We start from the raw sequence: 16,982 nt of genomic DNA on the forward strand, positions 1-16,982 counted from the left end.
CGTTGAATTTAATGACTCAACCATGAAGTTAATAAGTGTCTGACGATGACCTACTCTCACATGGGAACTCCCACACTACCATCGGCGTAACTGCGTTTCACTACTGAGTTCGGCATGGGATCAGGTGGGGCCACAGCGCTATTGTCATCAGACAAAAAACGTAAATTTGGTAAGCTGACTTTCTCTACAATCTCACAAGCTCTGCGATATCCGCAAAACCACTTGGGTGTTGTATGGTTAAGCCTCACGGGTCATTAGTACAGGTTAGCTCAACGCCTCACAACGCTTACACACCCTGCCTATCAACGTCGTAGTCTTCGACGGCCCTTTAGGGAACTTATAGTTCCAGTGAGAACTCATCTCGAGGCTCGCTTCCCGCTTAGATGCTTTCAGCGGTTATCGATTCCGAACTTAGCTACCCGGCAATGCATCTGGCGATACAACCGGAACACCAGAGGTTCGTCCACTCCGGTCCTCTCGTACTAGGAGCAGCCCCTCTCAATTCTCAAACGCCCACGGCAGATAGGGACCGAACTGTCTCACGACGTTCTGAACCCAGCTCGCGTACCACTTTAAATGGCGAACAGCCATACCCTTGGGACCGACTTCAGCCCCAGGATGTGATGAGCCGACATCGAGGTGCCAAACACCGCCGTCGATATGAACTCTTGGGCGGTATCAGCCTGTTATCCCCGGAGTACCTTTTATCCGTTGAGCGATGGCCCTTCCATTCAGAACCACCGGATCACTAAGACCTACTTTCGTACCTGCTCGACGTGTCTGTCTCGCAGTTAAGCTGGCTTCTGCCTTTGCACTAACCTCACGATGTCCAACCGTGATTAGCCAACCTTCGTGCTCCTCCGTTACTCTTTGGGAGGAGACCGCCCCAGTCAAACTACCCACCAGGCACTGTCCGCAATCCCGATAAGGGACCTACGTTAGAACATCAAACGTACAAGGGTGGTATTTCAAGATTGACTCCACTTCAACTAGCGTCAAAGTTTCATAGTCTCCCACCTATCCTACACATGTAGGTTCAATGTTCAGTGCCAAGCTGTAGTAAAGGTTCACGGGGTCTTTCCGTCTAGCCGCGGGTACACAGCATCTTCACTGCGATTTCAATTTCACTGAGTCTCGGGTGGAGACAGCGTGGCCATCATTACGCCATTCGTGCAGGTCGGAACTTACCCGACAAGGAATTTCGCTACCTTAGGACCGTTATAGTTACGGCCGCCGTTTACCGGGGCTTCGATCAAGAGCTTCGACCGAAGTCTAACCCCATCAATTAACCTTCCGGCACCGGGCAGGCGTCACACCGTATACGTCCTCTTACGAGTTTGCACAGTGCTGTGTTTTTGATAAACAGTTGCAGCCACCTGGTATCTGCGACCGCCAATAGCTTAGGGAGCAAGTCCCATCACCGTCAGCGGCGTACCTTCTCCCGAAGTTACGGTACCATTTTGCCTAGTTCCTTCACCCGAGTTCTCTCAAGCGCCTTGGTATTCTCTACCTGACCACCAGTGTTGGTTTGGGGTACGATCTCTAATTACCTGAAGCTTAGAAGATTTTCCTGGAAGCATGGCATCAACTACTTCAGTGCCGTAGCACCTCGTCATCGGCTCTCAGCCTAATGTTCACCCGGATTTGCCTAAGTGAACAGCCTACTACCTTAAACGCGGACAACCATCGCCGCGCTAGCCTAGCCTTCTCCGTCTCTCCATCGCAGTAATTAGCGGTACGGGAATATTAACCCGTTTCCCATCGACTACGCCTTTCGGCCTCGCCTTAGGGGTCGACTCACCCTGCCCCGATTAACGTTGGACAGGAACCCTTGGTCTTCCGGCGAGGGAGTTTTTCACTCCCTTTAACGTTACTCATGTCAGCATTCGCACTTCTGATACCTCCAGCAGACTTCTCAATCCACCTTCAACGGCTTACAGAACGCTCCTCTACCATGCTTATAAATAAGCATTCGCAGCTTCGGTGACTAGCTTAGCCCCGTTACATCTTCCGCGCAGACCGACTCGACCAGTGAGCTATTACGCTTTCTTTAAATGATGGCTGCTTCTAAGCCAACATCCTGGCTGTCTAAGCCTTTCCACATCGTTTCCCACTTAGCTAGTACTTTGGGACCTTAGCTGGCGATCTGGGTTGTTTCCCTCTCCACGACGGACGTTAGCACCCGCCGTGTGTCTCCCGTGATTGTACTCATTGGTATTCGGAGTTTGCATGGAGTTGGTAAGTCGGGATGACCCCCTAGTCCAAACAGTGCTCTACCCCCAATGGTAAGACACGAGGCGCTACCTAAATAGCTTTCGAGGAGAACCAGCTATCTCCCGGTTTGATTGGCCTTTCACCCCTAACCACAGGTCATCTCCTAATTTTGCAACATTAGTGAGTTCGGTCCTCCAGTACCTGTTACGGCACCTTCAACCTGCCCATGGCTAGATCACCGGGTTTCGGGTCTACACCCTGCAACTACGACGCCCAGTTAAGACTCGCTTTCGCTACGGCTCCCCTATTCGGTTAACCTCGCTACAGAATGTAAGTCGCTGACCCATTATACAAAAGGTACGCAGTCACCCAACAAGTGGGCTCCTACTGCTTGTACGTACACGGTTTCAGGTTCTATTTCACTCCCCTCACAGGGGTTCTTTTCGCCTTTCCCTCACGGTACTGGTTCACTATCGGTCAGTCAGGAGTATTTAGCCTTGGAGGATGGTCCCCCCATATTCAGACAGGATATCACGTGTCCCGTCCTACTCGATTTCACACTAAAGTCGTTTTCGTGTACGGGGCTATCACCCTGTATCGCCAAGCTTTCCAGCTTGTTCCACTAACTTCTAAAATGCTTAAGGGCTAACCCCCGTTCGCTCGCCGCTACTAGGGGGATCTCGGTTGATTTCTTTTCCTCTGGGTACTTAGATGTTTCAGTTCCCCAGGTTCGCCTCATTAACCTATGTATTCAGTTAATGATACTTGCTTATGCAAGTGGGTTTCCCCATTCGGAAATCGTAGACTCAACGGTTGTTACTACCTAATCTACGCTTATCGCAAGTTACTACGTCCTTCATCGCCTCTGACTGCCAAGGCATCCACCGTGTACGCTTAGTCACTTAACCATACAACCCCAAGGGGTCTTGCTTTCGCAATACTGACAACAACTTGCAAGTCATTGTTAGTAATATGCCGCAACCAAATGTTTTCGTTAGTTACACGCTCCGGGTAGGAGGTGTAACGCCGGATATCTTTAGACACTTGTAAGATTGTTTATTTAGAAACTCTTACAGTTTCTCGAGAAAATTTTATCAGCTTTCCAAATTTTTAAAGAGCATGTCATTCATAAATGAACAACGAGCCAAAATCATTAAGTCAAAGACTTAATGATTTCAGACAATCTGTGTGAACACTCAGCGCAAAACAAGTAATCATGTCGTTTAAGGAGGTGATCCAGCCCCAGGTTCCCCTAGGGCTACCTTGTTACGACTTCACCCCAGTCATGAACCACAAAGTGGTGAGCGTCCTCCCCGAAAGGTTAAACTACCCACTTCTTTTGCAGCCCACTCCCATGGTGTGACGGGCGGTGTGTACAAGGCCCGGGAACGTATTCACCGTAGCATTCTGATCTACGATTACTAGCGATTCCGACTTCATGGGGTCGAGTTGCAGACCCCAATCCGGACTACGACCAGCTTTATGGGATTAGCGCACTATTGCTAGTTGGCAACCCTTTGTACTGACCATTGTAGCACGTGTGTAGCCCTACTCGTAAGGGCCATGATGACTTGACGTCGTCCCCACCTTCCTCCGGTTTATCACCGGCAGTCTCCCATGAGTTCCCACCATTACGTGCTGGCAACATAGGACAAGGGTTGCGCTCGTTGCGGGACTTAACCCAACATTTCACAACACGAGCTGACGACAGCCATGCAGCACCTGTCTCAGAGTTCCCGAAGGCACACGTCCATCTCTGGTCGCTTCTCTGGATGTCAAGAGTAGGTAAGGTTCTTCGCGTTGCATCGAATTAAACCACATGCTCCACCGCTTGTGCGGGCCCCCGTCAATTCATTTGAGTTTTAACCTTGCGGCCGTACTCCCCAGGCGGTCTATTTAATGCGTTAGCTTTGGAAGCCACTCCTCAAGGGAACAACCTCCTAATAGACATCGTTTACGGCGTGGACTACCAGGGTATCTAATCCTGTTTGCTCCCCACGCTTTCGCATCTGAGTGTCAGTCTCTTGCCAGGGGGCCGCCTTCGCCACTGGTATTCCTTCGGATCTCTACGCATTTCACCGCTACACCCGAAATTCTACCCCCCTCTCAAGGACTCTAGTTTGGCAGTATCAAATGCAGTTCCCAGGTTGAGCCCGGGGCTTTCACATCTGACTGACCAAACCACCTGCATGCGCTTTACGCCCAGTAATTCCGATTAACGCTTGCACCCCTCGTATTACCGCGGCTGCTGGCACGAAGTTAGCCGGTGCTTCTTCTGCGAGTAACGTCACAGCCAACGGGTATTAACCGTTGACCTTTCCTCCTCGCTGAAAGTGCTTTACAACCCGAAGGCCTTCTTCACACACGCGGCATGGCTGCATCAGGCTTTCGCCCATTGTGCAATATTCCCCACTGCTGCCTCCCGTAGGAGTCTGGGCCGTGTCTCAGTCCCAGTGTGGCTGATCATCCTCTCAAACCAGCTAGAGATCGTCGCCTTGGTGAGCTCTTACCTCACCAACTAGCTAATCTCACTTAGGCTTATCCAATCGCGGAAGGTGCCGAAGCGTCCCCTCCTTTCCCCCGTAGGGCATATGCGGTATTAGCAGTCGTTTCCAACTGTTGTCCCCCTCGACTGGGCAAATTCCTAAGCATTACTCACCCGTCCGCCGCTCGACGCCTAATGAATCCCCGAAGGTTCATCATCATCGTTTCCGCTCGACTTGCATGTGTTAGGCCTGCCGCCAGCGTTCAATCTGAGCCATGATCAAACTCTTCAATTAAAGATTTGATTTTTTGTCCAACTCCTAAGAGCTAGACACTCAATGAATACTGAATTTCGTATAGTCACTCAGTAAATATCGAGAAAATGATGATTTCTCAATTCTACGTGAGTGCCCACACAGATTGTCTGACAAATTGTTAAAGAGCAGTTCTTACGAACTTGGCTTCGTTGCCGAAGCAGGAGGCGTATAATACGCTTTCCTATTTCCCCGTCAAGCTCTATTTCTCAAGGCTTTTCCGAGTGTCGATTTAATGCTCAGCGACTTACTTGGTAAGTGACTGTGCCCCGTCGACAGATGCGCATTATAGGGAGATTCTTTGCTGCCGCAAGCGCTTATTTGAATTAAATAACCGACTGGGCAACAACACAGCAAACACACAAGAATCCACAGAGTTATCCACAGATATCGCGCATTCTAGAGAAGAATAACGAGAACTGTCAGCGAACTGATGGCCAGTCGCAACAGCTTTTTATGGTAAGTGATCACTTACAAGCCCAAGGCGGAGTTGTAAACAATGAAAATAAAGTGCTGGATTGTTACTTTAATAATCGATCCTTTGCCGTGTTATCCCACTAAAAACAAAAAGTGAACCGATAAAGCAGCAAAAAAATATACCGAGTTACTTATTAGCACGTTAAAACGGTAAGAATACCCGACTCCATCAGCGACTATTTTCTGCCTTACTCAGTTCTAATTCACCGTTTATTCGACCCGAGCTTGAAAATAACCCTCATAATTCAAGTTGGCGAGAGATGACTAACTCCAACCTGAGCGAATTGGCGATATAGCGCCTCAATTTTCAAATAGCGCTCTTGTGCCTGGTTCAGACTGAGATCACAGCCTAAGTACCGCTTAACTAACTACTTAACAACTGTCGAAATGCAAAAAAGCCGCCTTTTCGGGGCGGGCTTCGAGCTAACTGTAGCCCAGCTGATGTCGTGGCGGCCTCAACTATTTTGGCGCAGATACGAAAAAGCCCGCTCCTTTCGGGGCGGGCTTCGAGCTAACTGCAGTCTGCCTCATGTCGTGGCAGCTTCAATCATTTTGGTGCAGATACGAAAAAGCCCGTTCCTTTCGGAACGGGCTTTCTCTAAATAAGTGTCTGACGATGACCTACTCTCACATGGGAACTCCCACACTACCATCGGCGCAACTGCGTTTCACTACTGAGTTCGGCATGGGATCAGGTGGGGCCACAGCGCTATTGTCATCAGACAAAAAACGTAAATTTGGTAAGCTGACTTTCTCTACAATCTCACAAGCTCTGCGATATCCGCAAAACCACTTGGGTGTTGTATGGTTAAGCCTCACGGGTCATTAGTACAGGTTAGCTCAACGCCTCACAACGCTTACACACCCTGCCTATCAACGTCGTAGTCTTCGACGGCCCTTTAGGGAACTTATAGTTCCAGTGAGAACTCATCTCGAGGCTCGCTTCCCGCTTAGATGCTTTCAGCGGTTATCGATTCCGAACTTAGCTACCCGGCAATGCATCTGGCGATACAACCGGAACACCAGAGGTTCGTCCACTCCGGTCCTCTCGTACTAGGAGCAGCCCCTCTCAATTCTCAAACGCCCACGGCAGATAGGGACCGAACTGTCTCACGACGTTCTGAACCCAGCTCGCGTACCACTTTAAATGGCGAACAGCCATACCCTTGGGACCGACTTCAGCCCCAGGATGTGATGAGCCGACATCGAGGTGCCAAACACCGCCGTCGATATGAACTCTTGGGCGGTATCAGCCTGTTATCCCCGGAGTACCTTTTATCCGTTGAGCGATGGCCCTTCCATTCAGAACCACCGGATCACTAAGACCTACTTTCGTACCTGCTCGACGTGTCTGTCTCGCAGTTAAGCTGGCTTCTGCCTTTGCACTAACCTCACGATGTCCAACCGTGATTAGCCAACCTTCGTGCTCCTCCGTTACTCTTTGGGAGGAGACCGCCCCAGTCAAACTACCCACCAGGCACTGTCCGCAATCCCGATAAGGGACCTACGTTAGAACATCAAACGTACAAGGGTGGTATTTCAAGATTGACTCCACTTCAACTAGCGTCAAAGTTTCATAGTCTCCCACCTATCCTACACATGTAGGTTCAATGTTCAGTGCCAAGCTGTAGTAAAGGTTCACGGGGTCTTTCCGTCTAGCCGCGGGTACACAGCATCTTCACTGCGATTTCAATTTCACTGAGTCTCGGGTGGAGACAGCGTGGCCATCATTACGCCATTCGTGCAGGTCGGAACTTACCCGACAAGGAATTTCGCTACCTTAGGACCGTTATAGTTACGGCCGCCGTTTACCGGGGCTTCGATCAAGAGCTTCGACCGAAGTCTAACCCCATCAATTAACCTTCCGGCACCGGGCAGGCGTCACACCGTATACGTCCTCTTACGAGTTTGCACAGTGCTGTGTTTTTGATAAACAGTTGCAGCCACCTGGTATCTGCGACCGCCAATAGCTTAGGAAGCAAGTTCCATCACCGTCAGCGGCGTACCTTCTCCCGAAGTTACGGTACCATTTTGCCTAGTTCCTTCACCCGAGTTCTCTCAAGCGCCTTGGTATTCTCTACCTGACCACCAGTGTTGGTTTGGGGTACGATCTCTAATTACCTGAAGCTTAGAAGATTTTCCTGGAAGCATGGCATCAACTACTTCAGTGCCGTAGCACCTCGTCATCGGCTCTCAGCCTAACGTTCACCCGGATTTGCCTAAGTGAACAGCCTACTACCTTAAACGCGGACAACCATCGCCGCGCTAGCCTAGCCTTCTCCGTCTCTCCATCGCAGTAATTAGCGGTACGGGAATATTAACCCGTTTCCCATCGACTACGCCTTTCGGCCTCGCCTTAGGGGTCGACTCACCCTGCCCCGATTAACGTTGGACAGGAACCCTTGGTCTTCCGGCGAGGGAGTTTTTCACTCCCTTTAACGTTACTCATGTCAGCATTCGCACTTCTGATACCTCCAGCAGACTTCTCAATCCACCTTCAACGGCTTACAGAACGCTCCTCTACCATGCTTATAAATAAGCATTCGCAGCTTCGGTGACTAGCTTAGCCCCGTTACATCTTCCGCGCAGACCGACTCGACCAGTGAGCTATTACGCTTTCTTTAAATGATGGCTGCTTCTAAGCCAACATCCTGGCTGTCTAAGCCTTTCCACATCGTTTCCCACTTAGCTAGTACTTTGGGACCTTAGCTGGCGATCTGGGTTGTTTCCCTCTCCACGACGGACGTTAGCACCCGCCGTGTGTCTCCCGTGATTGTACTCATTGGTATTCGGAGTTTGCATGGAGTTGGTAAGTCGGGATGACCCCTAGTCCAAACAGTGCTCTACCCCCAATGGTAAGACACGAGGCGCTACCTAAATAGCTTTCGAGGAGAACCAGCTATCTCCCGGTTTGATTGGCCTTTCACCCCTAACCACAGGTCATCTCCTAATTTTGCAACATTAGTGAGTTCGGTCCTCCAGTACCTGTTACGGCACCTTCAACCTGCCCATGGCTAGATCACCGGGTTTCGGGTCTACACCCTGCAACTACGACGCCCAGTTAAGACTCGCTTTCGCTACGGCTCCCCTATTCGGTTAACCTCGCTACAGAATGTAAGTCGCTGACCCATTATACAAAAGGTACGCAGTCACCCAACAAGTGGGCTCCTACTGCTTGTACGTACACGGTTTCAGGTTCTATTTCACTCCCCTCACAGGGGTTCTTTTCGCCTTTCCCTCACGGTACTGGTTCACTATCGGTCAGTCAGGAGTATTTAGCCTTGGAGGATGGTCCCCCCATGTTCAGACAGGATATCACGTGTCCCGTCCTACTCGATTTCACACTAAAGTCGTTTTCGTGTACGGGGCTATCACCCTGTATCGCCAAGCTTTCCAGCTTGTTCCACTAACTTCTAAAATGCTTAAGGGCTAACCCCCGTTCGCTCGCCGCTACTAGGGGATCTCGGTTGATTTCTTTTCCTCTGGGTACTTAGATGTTTCAGTTCCCCAGGTTCGCCTCATTAACCTATGTATTCAGTTAATGATACTTGCTTATGCAAGTGGGTTTCCCCATTCGGAAATCGTAGACTCAACGGTTGTTACTACCTAATCTACGCTTATCGCAAGTTACTACGTCCTTCATCGCCTCTGACTGCCAAGGCATCCACCGTGTACGCTTAGTCACTTAACCATACAACCCCAAGGGGTCTTGCTTGGTCTTTGAATCTCACTCTTTGTTGAACCGTTCGTTCACTTCGGTCATTAGCAAAAACTAACTTCCTCGCTCACTCTCGTTTCTCCGCGATTGAGAACCAAATACCTGCGCAATACGCTTCTGAGTATGCAAACTCAGCATCGTAATATGCCGCAACCAAATGTTTTCGTTAGTTACACGCTCCGGGTAGGAGGTGTAACGCCGGATATCTTTAGACACTTGTAAGATTGTTTATTTAGAAACTCTTACAGTTTCTCGAGAAAATTTTATCAGCTTTCCAAATTTTTAAAGAGCAAGGTTTTCATTAGGCCTAGGCCTAAAAAAAGCCAAAGGTAAATTGTTCTATTATCTAGAAGCAATTAGCTTTGGCTTCTCATCCCCAAATTAGGGGAGGAAGATGGTGGAGCTATGCGGGATCGAACCGCAGACCTCCTGCGTGCAAGGCAGGCGCTCTCCCAGCTGAGCTATAGCCCCATCGAGTTTTTCCTGGTGACAACTTCAAAGAAGTTGGTGGGTCTGAGTGGACTTGAACCACCGACCTCCCGCTTATCAGGCGAGCGCTCTAACCAGCTGAGCTACAGACCCGTCACCGTTGATTGAGAATGGGTTCTCAATCACTCTTTACATTTCATCAGACAATCTGTGTGAACACTCAGCGCAAAACAAGTAATCATGTCGTTTAAGGAGGTGATCCAGCCCCAGGTTCCCCTAGGGCTACCTTGTTACGACTTCACCCCAGTCATGAACCACAAAGTGGTGAGCGTCCTCCCCGAAAGGTTAAACTACCCACTTCTTTTGCAGCCCACTCCCATGGTGTGACGGGCGGTGTGTACAAGGCCCGGGAACGTATTCACCGTAGCATTCTGATCTACGATTACTAGCGATTCCGACTTCATGGGGTCGAGTTGCAGACCCCAATCCGGACTACGACCAGCTTTATGGGATTAGCGCACTATTGCTAGTTGGCAACCCTTTGTACTGACCATTGTAGCACGTGTGTAGCCCTACTCGTAAGGGCCATGATGACTTGACGTCGTCCCCACCTTCCTCCGGTTTATCACCGGCAGTCTCCCATGAGTTCCCACCATTACGTGCTGGCAACATAGGACAAGGGTTGCGCTCGTTGCGGGACTTAACCCAACATTTCACAACACGAGCTGACGACAGCCATGCAGCACCTGTCTCAGAGTTCCCGAAGGCACACGTCCATCTCTGGTCGCTTCTCTGGATGTCAAGAGTAGGTAAGGTTCTTCGCGTTGCATCGAATTAAACCACATGCTCCACCGCTTGTGCGGGCCCCCGTCAATTCATTTGAGTTTTAACCTTGCGGCCGTACTCCCCAGGCGGTCTATTTAATGCGTTAGCTTTGGAAGCCACTCCTCAAGGGAACAACCTCCTAATAGACATCGTTTACGGCGTGGACTACCAGGGTATCTAATCCTGTTTGCTCCCCACGCTTTCGCATCTGAGTGTCAGTCTCTTGCCAGGGGGCCGCCTTCGCCACTGGTATTCCTTCGGATCTCTACGCATTTCACCGCTACACCCGAAATTCTACCCCCCTCTCAAGGACTCTAGTTTGGCAGTATCAAATGCAGTTCCCAGGTTGAGCCCGGGGCTTTCACATCTGACTGACCAAACCACCTGCATGCGCTTTACGCCCAGTAATTCCGATTAACGCTTGCACCCCTCGTATTACCGCGGCTGCTGGCACGAAGTTAGCCGGTGCTTCTTCTGCGAGTAACGTCACAGCCAACGGGTATTAACCGTTGGCCTTTCCTCCTCGCTGAAAGTGCTTTACAACCCGAAGGCCTTCTTCACACACGCGGCATGGCTGCATCAGGCTTTCGCCCATTGTGCAATATTCCCCACTGCTGCCTCCCGTAGGAGTCTGGGCCGTGTCTCAGTCCCAGTGTGGCTGATCATCCTCTCAAACCAGCTAGAGATCGTCGCCTTGGTGAGCTCTTACCTCACCAACTAGCTAATCTCACTTAGGCTTATCCAATCGCGGAAGGTGCCGAAGCGTCCCCTCCTTTCCCCCGTAGGGCGTATGCGGTATTAGCAGTCGTTTCCAACTGTTGTCCCCCTCGACTGGGCAAATTCCTAAGCATTACTCACCCGTCCGCCGCTCGACGCCTAATGAATTCCCCGAAGGATCATCATCATCGTTTCCGCTCGACTTGCATGTGTTAGGCCTGCCGCCAGCGTTCAATCTGAGCCATGATCAAACTCTTCAATTAAAGATTTGATTTTTTGTCCAACTCCTAAGAGCTAGACACTCAATGAATACTGAATTTCGTATAGTCACTCAGTAAATATCGAGAAAATGATGATTTCTCAATTCTACGTGAGTGTCCACACAGATTGTCTGACAAATTGTTAAAGAGCAGTTCTTGCGAACTTGGCTTCGTTGCCGAAGCAGGAGGCGTATAATACGCTTTCCTATTTCCCCGTCAAGCTCTATTTCTCAAGGCTTTTCCGAGTGTCGATTTAATGCTCAGCGGCTTACTTGGTAAGTGGCTGTGCCCCGTCGACAGATGCGCATTATAGGGAGATTCTTTGCTGCCGCAAGCGCTTATTTGTGCTTTTCTTACCGTTTGGTTAAAGACACAGCCAATACCGAGATTTCCACAGAGTTACCCACAGAAAATGGTATTTACGCTCAATTTCCTCTGGAATTTTACTAGCTATATAGCTAACTAAGTCGATTGAACTGAGCAATAAACAAAAAAGGCCACCTATATAAGTGGCCCTTTGGGGGGAACGCTATCGGACTTTACAGAGATTGGGTAAAGGTACGGGTAATCACGTCTTTCTGCTGTTCTAGCGTAAGTGCATTGAAGCGAACGGCATAACCGGATACGCGAATAGTCAGCTGTGAATTATCAGCAACCACTTCAAGATCATCGTTGCTGGCCGTTCCAGCTTCGATACGCTCACGGGCTTCCATAATGCGCACCAGGGTCTGGCGATCCAATACGTTTACGTTTAAGTGCTGACCACCTTCACGAATCGGCTCTGCACCTTCAATATTAACTGGACGAGATTGGTACTCACCCAACTCCGCGATAGCAACCACTTGATCAGCTTGATATCCACCTGCAGCAGCTAGACAACGAGCTTGATCGTTACTTTCATCGATCATCCAGATGGAGTTAAGCAGATCGGCGTTATTAGTTTGAGTAATTTGGATACCTTGAATCATGACTACCTCGATATATCGTCTAATTTGATGCAGATTTGATCTTAATGTGATCTACGTCACTAACCCTACCACTTGCATGGGTATTGCAACAGCGACATTACGTAATGCGACAGCAAGCGGAGTTAATGCGAAATAAGAGTGACGTATAGATGATTGATGACGAGTGTGTTGAAAGTCGTAGCAGTAAAGGTTCTAACAAAAACCTAGAAAAACAAAAACCGCCTCTAGGAGACGGTTTAGTTAAGTAACTTACTTGATTACCTTCAGGCTTGGTCGCCCACTCGGGCGAGGCGGCACTTCAGGTACCTCTTCATCCGGTATCTCGTAAGCTTCTTCTGGAGCAAAAGCTGTTCCAGCACCATTTTCGCGAGCGTAGATCGCTTCAACGGCAGCTAATGGAACATAGATAGCGTGTGGCTTACCACCAAAGCGTGCATTGAACTGAACAACATCGTTGCCCAATTGCAAGTTGCCAATGGCGTGCGGAGCGATATTCAATACAATCTGTCCATCTTCAACAAACTGAGTTGGTACCTGAACTCCAACAGCATTAGCGTTTACAACTAAGTGTGGCGTTAGCTCGTTATCAAGCATCCACTCGTAAAAGCCCCGTAACAAGTACGGACGAGTAGGCGTTACTTTTGCACTCATGCGCCGATACGCAGTTCGCGTTCAGCTTCGGTCAGTGAAGCCTTAAAGGACTCACGTTCGAAGATACGAGTCATGTAAGCTTTAACTTCAGCAGAGCCACGGCCATTCAACTCGATGTTCAACGCAGGCAAGCGCCAGAACAGCGGTGCTAGGTAGCAATCCACCAAGGTGAACTCTTCACTCATGAAGTAAGCTGACTCAGCAAAGATTGGGCCTAATGCAAGAATGCTTTCTGCCAACTCTTTACGAGCTGCATCAGCTTTCTCACCACGCTCGATACGAGCAACCAGCTCATACCAATCGTTTTCGATGCGATGCATCATCAAGCGACTTTGACCACGAGATACTGGATATACCGGCATCAATGGCGGATGAGGAAAACGCTCATCCAAGTACTCCATGATGATACGCGCGTTGTACAACACCAATTCGCGATCAACCAGAGTTGGTACGCTGTTGTACGGGTTCAGTTCTGCCAGATCTTGTGGCAGCTGATTCGGATCGACTTGCAGTACTTCAACACCCACACCTTTTTCCGCAAGAACAATGCGTACTTGATGGCTATACAGATCGCTGGCACCAGAATATAGGGCCATGACAGAGCGTTTGTTGGCAGCGACAGCCATTGATACCCTCCGAGAAGAATTTTTATCACTGAAATAGTAAGTGGGAGCATGAGCCCCCACTTACCCAAGCGGTAGATTGTAACCTGTTATTGGCGATTAGTGTACATCTCGCCAATATTCACGCTTCAATAGATAGGCAATTACGAAGAACACCGCGAGGAAAGCCAGCACCCAAACGCCCATCGCCTCTCGTGTAGTTCGGATTGGTTCAGCCGAATAAGTGAGAAAGTTGGTTAGATCCAGAGCGAATTGTTTGTACTCCTCATCAGACATGGTGCCACCGCTGGCAATAATACTACCATCCTCTTGAAGTACAGGTTTACCTTGCAACGGCTCCAATACATGGGGCATACCAACTGACGGGAATACCAGGTTGTTTACACCAAACGGACGGCTGTCGTCGTGGTAAAAGGTGGTTAGGTATGAGTACAACCAGTCAGAACCGCGCACTCTGGCAACCAAGGTTAGATCTGGTGGCGGTGCACCAAACCATTTAGCCGCTTGTTCTGCTGGCATTGCACTCACCATCAGATCACCGATCTTAGCGTCAGTCTTAATCATCGAGTTCATGTCATCTAGGCTAATACCCAAATCAGTGGCAACGCGCTCATAACGCTGATACTGAGTAGAGTGACAGCCCATGCAGTTTTCCATGAACGCCTTAGCGCCATTTTGCAGTGACGCTTGATTGTGCAAATCCACATCGGCTGGCACAACGTGAGGATTATGGCCACCGGCTGCAAACACTAGGGTTGGCAAGCAGGCCAATACTGTAATCAAAAACTTCTTCATTAGCCTGTCACCCTTTCTGGAAGCGGTTTCGTCGTTTCATTCTTGCTGTAGATCCACAGTGCAACAAAGAAGCCGAAGTAGCCGACAGAGAAAATACGTGCCATCAAAGTTTCGATCTCACCAGCCGGTAGTGCACCAAGGATACCTAGGGCAATAAAGCACACAACAAATTGAGTGATATTGGCTTTGTGGATCATGCTGCGGTAGCGAACTGATTTCACCTGACAACGATCAAGCCACGGTAGGAAAAACAGCACCACAATCGCCGCGCCCATACCAATTACGCCCATCAGTTTATCTGGGACTGCGCGCAAGATTGCGTAAAACGGTGTGAAGTACCATACCGGAGCGATATGCTCTGGAGTTTTCATCGGGTTAGCCGCTTCAAAGTTTGGCGCTTCAAGGAAGTAACCGCCGCCCTCAGGCATAAAGAAGATGACGTAACAGAAGAATATTAAGAAGCCGGCGACACCAACAATGTCTTTAACGGTGTAATACGGGTGGAATGGGATAGCGTCTTTAGGCCAACCATTCTCGTCCTTGTTTTTCTTCACTTCGATGCCGTCTGGATTGTTTGAGCCGACTTCATGCAACGCAATAATGTGCAGGAAGACCAATACCACTAGCACCAAAGGCAAGGCGATTACATGAAGAGCGAAGAAGCGGTTCAAGGTGGCACCAGAGACGACATAATCGCCACGGATCCACAAAGTAAGATCATCACCAATAACTGGGATGGCACCAAACAGCGAGATAATTACCTGCGCGCCCCAGTAAGACATCTGTCCCCATGGCAGCAAGTAGCCCATAAAGGCTTCAGCCATTAAGATAAGGAAGATCAACATACCGAAGATCCACAGCAGTTCCCGTGGTTTCTGGTATGAACCATAAATCATACCGCGGAACATGTGCATGTAGATAACGACGAAAAAGGCCGAAGCACCGGTGGAGTGCATGTAACGCAACAACCAACCGTACTCGACATCGCGCATGATATATTCAATTGAGGCGAAAGCACCTTCCGCTGAAGGTACGTAATTCATGGTTAACCAAATCCCAGTAAGGATTTGGTTTACTAAAACCAACATGGCCAATGAGCCAAAGAAGTACCAAAAATTAAAGTTTTTCGGAGCTGGATACTCACCTACGTGCTTGTTGTAGGTTGCCGTCATTGGAATTCGAGCGTCAATCCATTCAATCAGCTTACTCATCTTATGCGGCTCCCTCATCAACACCGATCACTACGGTGCTATCGCTGGTGTATTGGTGTGGTGGTACCACCAAGTTCAACGGAGCAGGTACGCCGGCAAATACCCGGCCAGCCATGTCAAATTTGGATCCGTGACATGGACAGAAGAAACCTGATGGGACACCTTCAACTTTCTCTTGGAACGAATCTGGCAAGTATGTGGGTGAACACCCAAGGTGAGTACACAAACCAACGGCAATAAAGAACTCATCTTTGATTGAACGAGTTGGGTTGGCTGCATAGGTCGGTTGCTGAGGCTCTAATGACTTTGGGTCTCGTAGTTGGTCATCCAACTCAGACAATTGTTGCAGCACAGCCGGTGTGCGGCGAACAACCCAGACCGGTTTACCACGCCATTCCACGCGGAGCATTTGACCGGGTTCAACTTTACCAATGTTTACTTCTACTGGTGCTCCGGCAGCTTTTGCCTTTGCGCTGGGGTTCCATGACTTAACAAAGGGAACCGCAGTAGCGACCGCGCCGACTCCACCAACCACAGCGGTGGTAAGAGTCAGGAATCTGCGACGTCCAGTATCGACAGGCGCATTGCTCATCTACATATTCTCCCGAAAGGGTGTTGCTTTTCTTATGCCCCAGAAGCAGATTCGGCTCAGATGTCCAATTCCTTTTGTTCCGAGAACGTTGCGACGCCATTATATATAAAAGGCGACACAGTTCACACCTCGAAGGTCATTACAGAGCTAAATCACAACGATTTTTTCCACTTTGTTAGCATTTGGTAAGAGAAAATAGTTTCAGAAAAAAGTAACTGGTGAGTTGGTTTCGCCTTCACCGAATCTCAGCCATAAAAAAACCCAGCCATAAGGCTGGGTTTTCTGAAGACCAAGGTCTCTTTGCGAATTAACGCTTAGAGAACTGTGGCTTACGACGTGCTTTACGCAGGCCGACTTTCTTACGTTCAACTTCACGAGCATCGCGAGTAACGAAGCCAGCTTCACGAAGTGCAGGACGTAGAGTTTCATCATACTGCATCAGTGCACGGGTGATACCGTGACGGATAGCGCCTGATTGACCGGTGATACCACCACCAGCAACAGTTACGTAGATGTCTAATTTGCCCATCATCTCAACCAATTCCAGTGGCTGACGAACTACCATGCGGGCAGTTTCGCGGCCGAAGAATTGCTCTAGAGTGCGCTTGTTTACTGTGATCTCGCCAGAACCCTGCTTGATGAATACTCGAGCAGTTGAGGTCTTGCGGCGGCCAGTACCGTAGTATTGAGTCATTTGCCTATAT

At 49.4% G+C, this 16,982-nt stretch carries 7 protein-coding genes, 2 tRNA genes and 6 rRNA genes; all 15 read right to left on the bottom strand.

Annotated features, from left to right (window positions below):
- Positions 1 to 37: 37 nt before the first annotated feature.
- Positions 38 to 152, bottom strand: a 5S ribosomal RNA gene (rrf, locus tag HER31_RS13745).
- A gap of 81 nt (positions 153 to 233) precedes the next feature.
- A 23S ribosomal RNA gene (locus HER31_RS13750) occupies positions 234 to 3,122 on the bottom strand.
- 316 nt (positions 3,123 to 3,438) lie between these two features.
- Positions 3,439 to 4,994 (bottom strand): 16S ribosomal RNA (locus tag HER31_RS13755).
- Positions 4,995 to 6,097: 1,103 nt separating this feature from the next.
- Positions 6,098 to 6,212: ribosomal RNA gene (gene rrf, locus HER31_RS13760) — 5S ribosomal RNA — on the bottom strand.
- Positions 6,213 to 6,293: 81 nt separating this feature from the next.
- Positions 6,294 to 9,180 (bottom strand): 23S ribosomal RNA (locus tag HER31_RS13765).
- 422 nt (positions 9,181 to 9,602) lie between these two features.
- Positions 9,603 to 9,678: transfer RNA gene (locus HER31_RS13770), tRNA-Ala, on the bottom strand.
- Between the two features lie 34 nt (positions 9,679 to 9,712).
- Positions 9,713 to 9,789: transfer RNA gene (locus HER31_RS13775), tRNA-Ile, on the bottom strand.
- A gap of 95 nt (positions 9,790 to 9,884) precedes the next feature.
- A 16S ribosomal RNA gene (locus HER31_RS13780) occupies positions 9,885 to 11,441 on the bottom strand.
- The 16S, 23S and 5S rRNA genes sit together here with 2 tRNA genes alongside, the layout of an rRNA operon.
- Positions 11,442 to 11,977: 536 nt before the next feature.
- Positions 11,978 to 12,406, bottom strand: a complete 429-nt coding sequence (locus tag HER31_RS13785) for an autonomous glycyl radical cofactor GrcA (protein WP_168661271.1) — start codon at positions 12,404 to 12,406, stop codon at positions 11,978 to 11,980.
- 249 nt (positions 12,407 to 12,655) lie between these two features.
- Positions 12,656 to 13,057, bottom strand: coding sequence for a ClpXP protease specificity-enhancing factor (locus HER31_RS13790; protein WP_168661273.1), 402 nt, complete (start codon positions 13,055 to 13,057; stop codon positions 12,656 to 12,658).
- Positions 13,054 to 13,683: a stringent starvation protein SspA gene (sspA, locus tag HER31_RS13795; protein WP_168661275.1), complete on the bottom strand. Its 630-nt coding sequence runs from the start codon at positions 13,681 to 13,683 to the stop codon at positions 13,054 to 13,056. The genes HER31_RS13790 and sspA overlap by 4 nt, the downstream gene beginning before the upstream one ends.
- A gap of 96 nt (positions 13,684 to 13,779) precedes the next feature.
- A complete protein-coding gene (locus tag HER31_RS13800) occupies positions 13,780 to 14,475 on the bottom strand; it encodes a cytochrome c1 (protein ID WP_168661277.1) in 696 nt (231 codons plus the stop codon).
- On the bottom strand, positions 14,475 to 15,686 hold the full coding sequence (locus tag HER31_RS13805; RefSeq protein WP_168661279.1) for a cytochrome b: 1,212 nt from the start codon (positions 15,684 to 15,686) through the stop codon (positions 14,475 to 14,477). Before HER31_RS13805 ends, HER31_RS13800 begins: the two co-directional genes overlap by 1 nt.
- Before the next feature lies 1 nt (position 15,687).
- Complete coding sequence (gene petA / locus HER31_RS13810; RefSeq protein WP_168661281.1) at positions 15,688 to 16,278, bottom strand: ubiquinol-cytochrome c reductase iron-sulfur subunit; 591 nt, start codon at positions 16,276 to 16,278, stop codon at positions 15,688 to 15,690.
- Positions 16,279 to 16,585: 307 nt separating this feature from the next.
- A complete protein-coding gene (rpsI, locus tag HER31_RS13815; RefSeq protein ID WP_168661283.1) occupies positions 16,586 to 16,972 on the bottom strand; it encodes a 30S ribosomal protein S9 in 387 nt (128 codons plus the stop codon).
- Positions 16,973 to 16,982: the final 10 nt, after the last annotated feature.

It is taken from the genome of Ferrimonas lipolytica (assembly GCF_012295575.1).
In the GTDB taxonomy this organism is placed as follows: domain Bacteria; phylum Pseudomonadota; class Gammaproteobacteria; order Enterobacterales; family Shewanellaceae; genus Ferrimonas; species Ferrimonas lipolytica.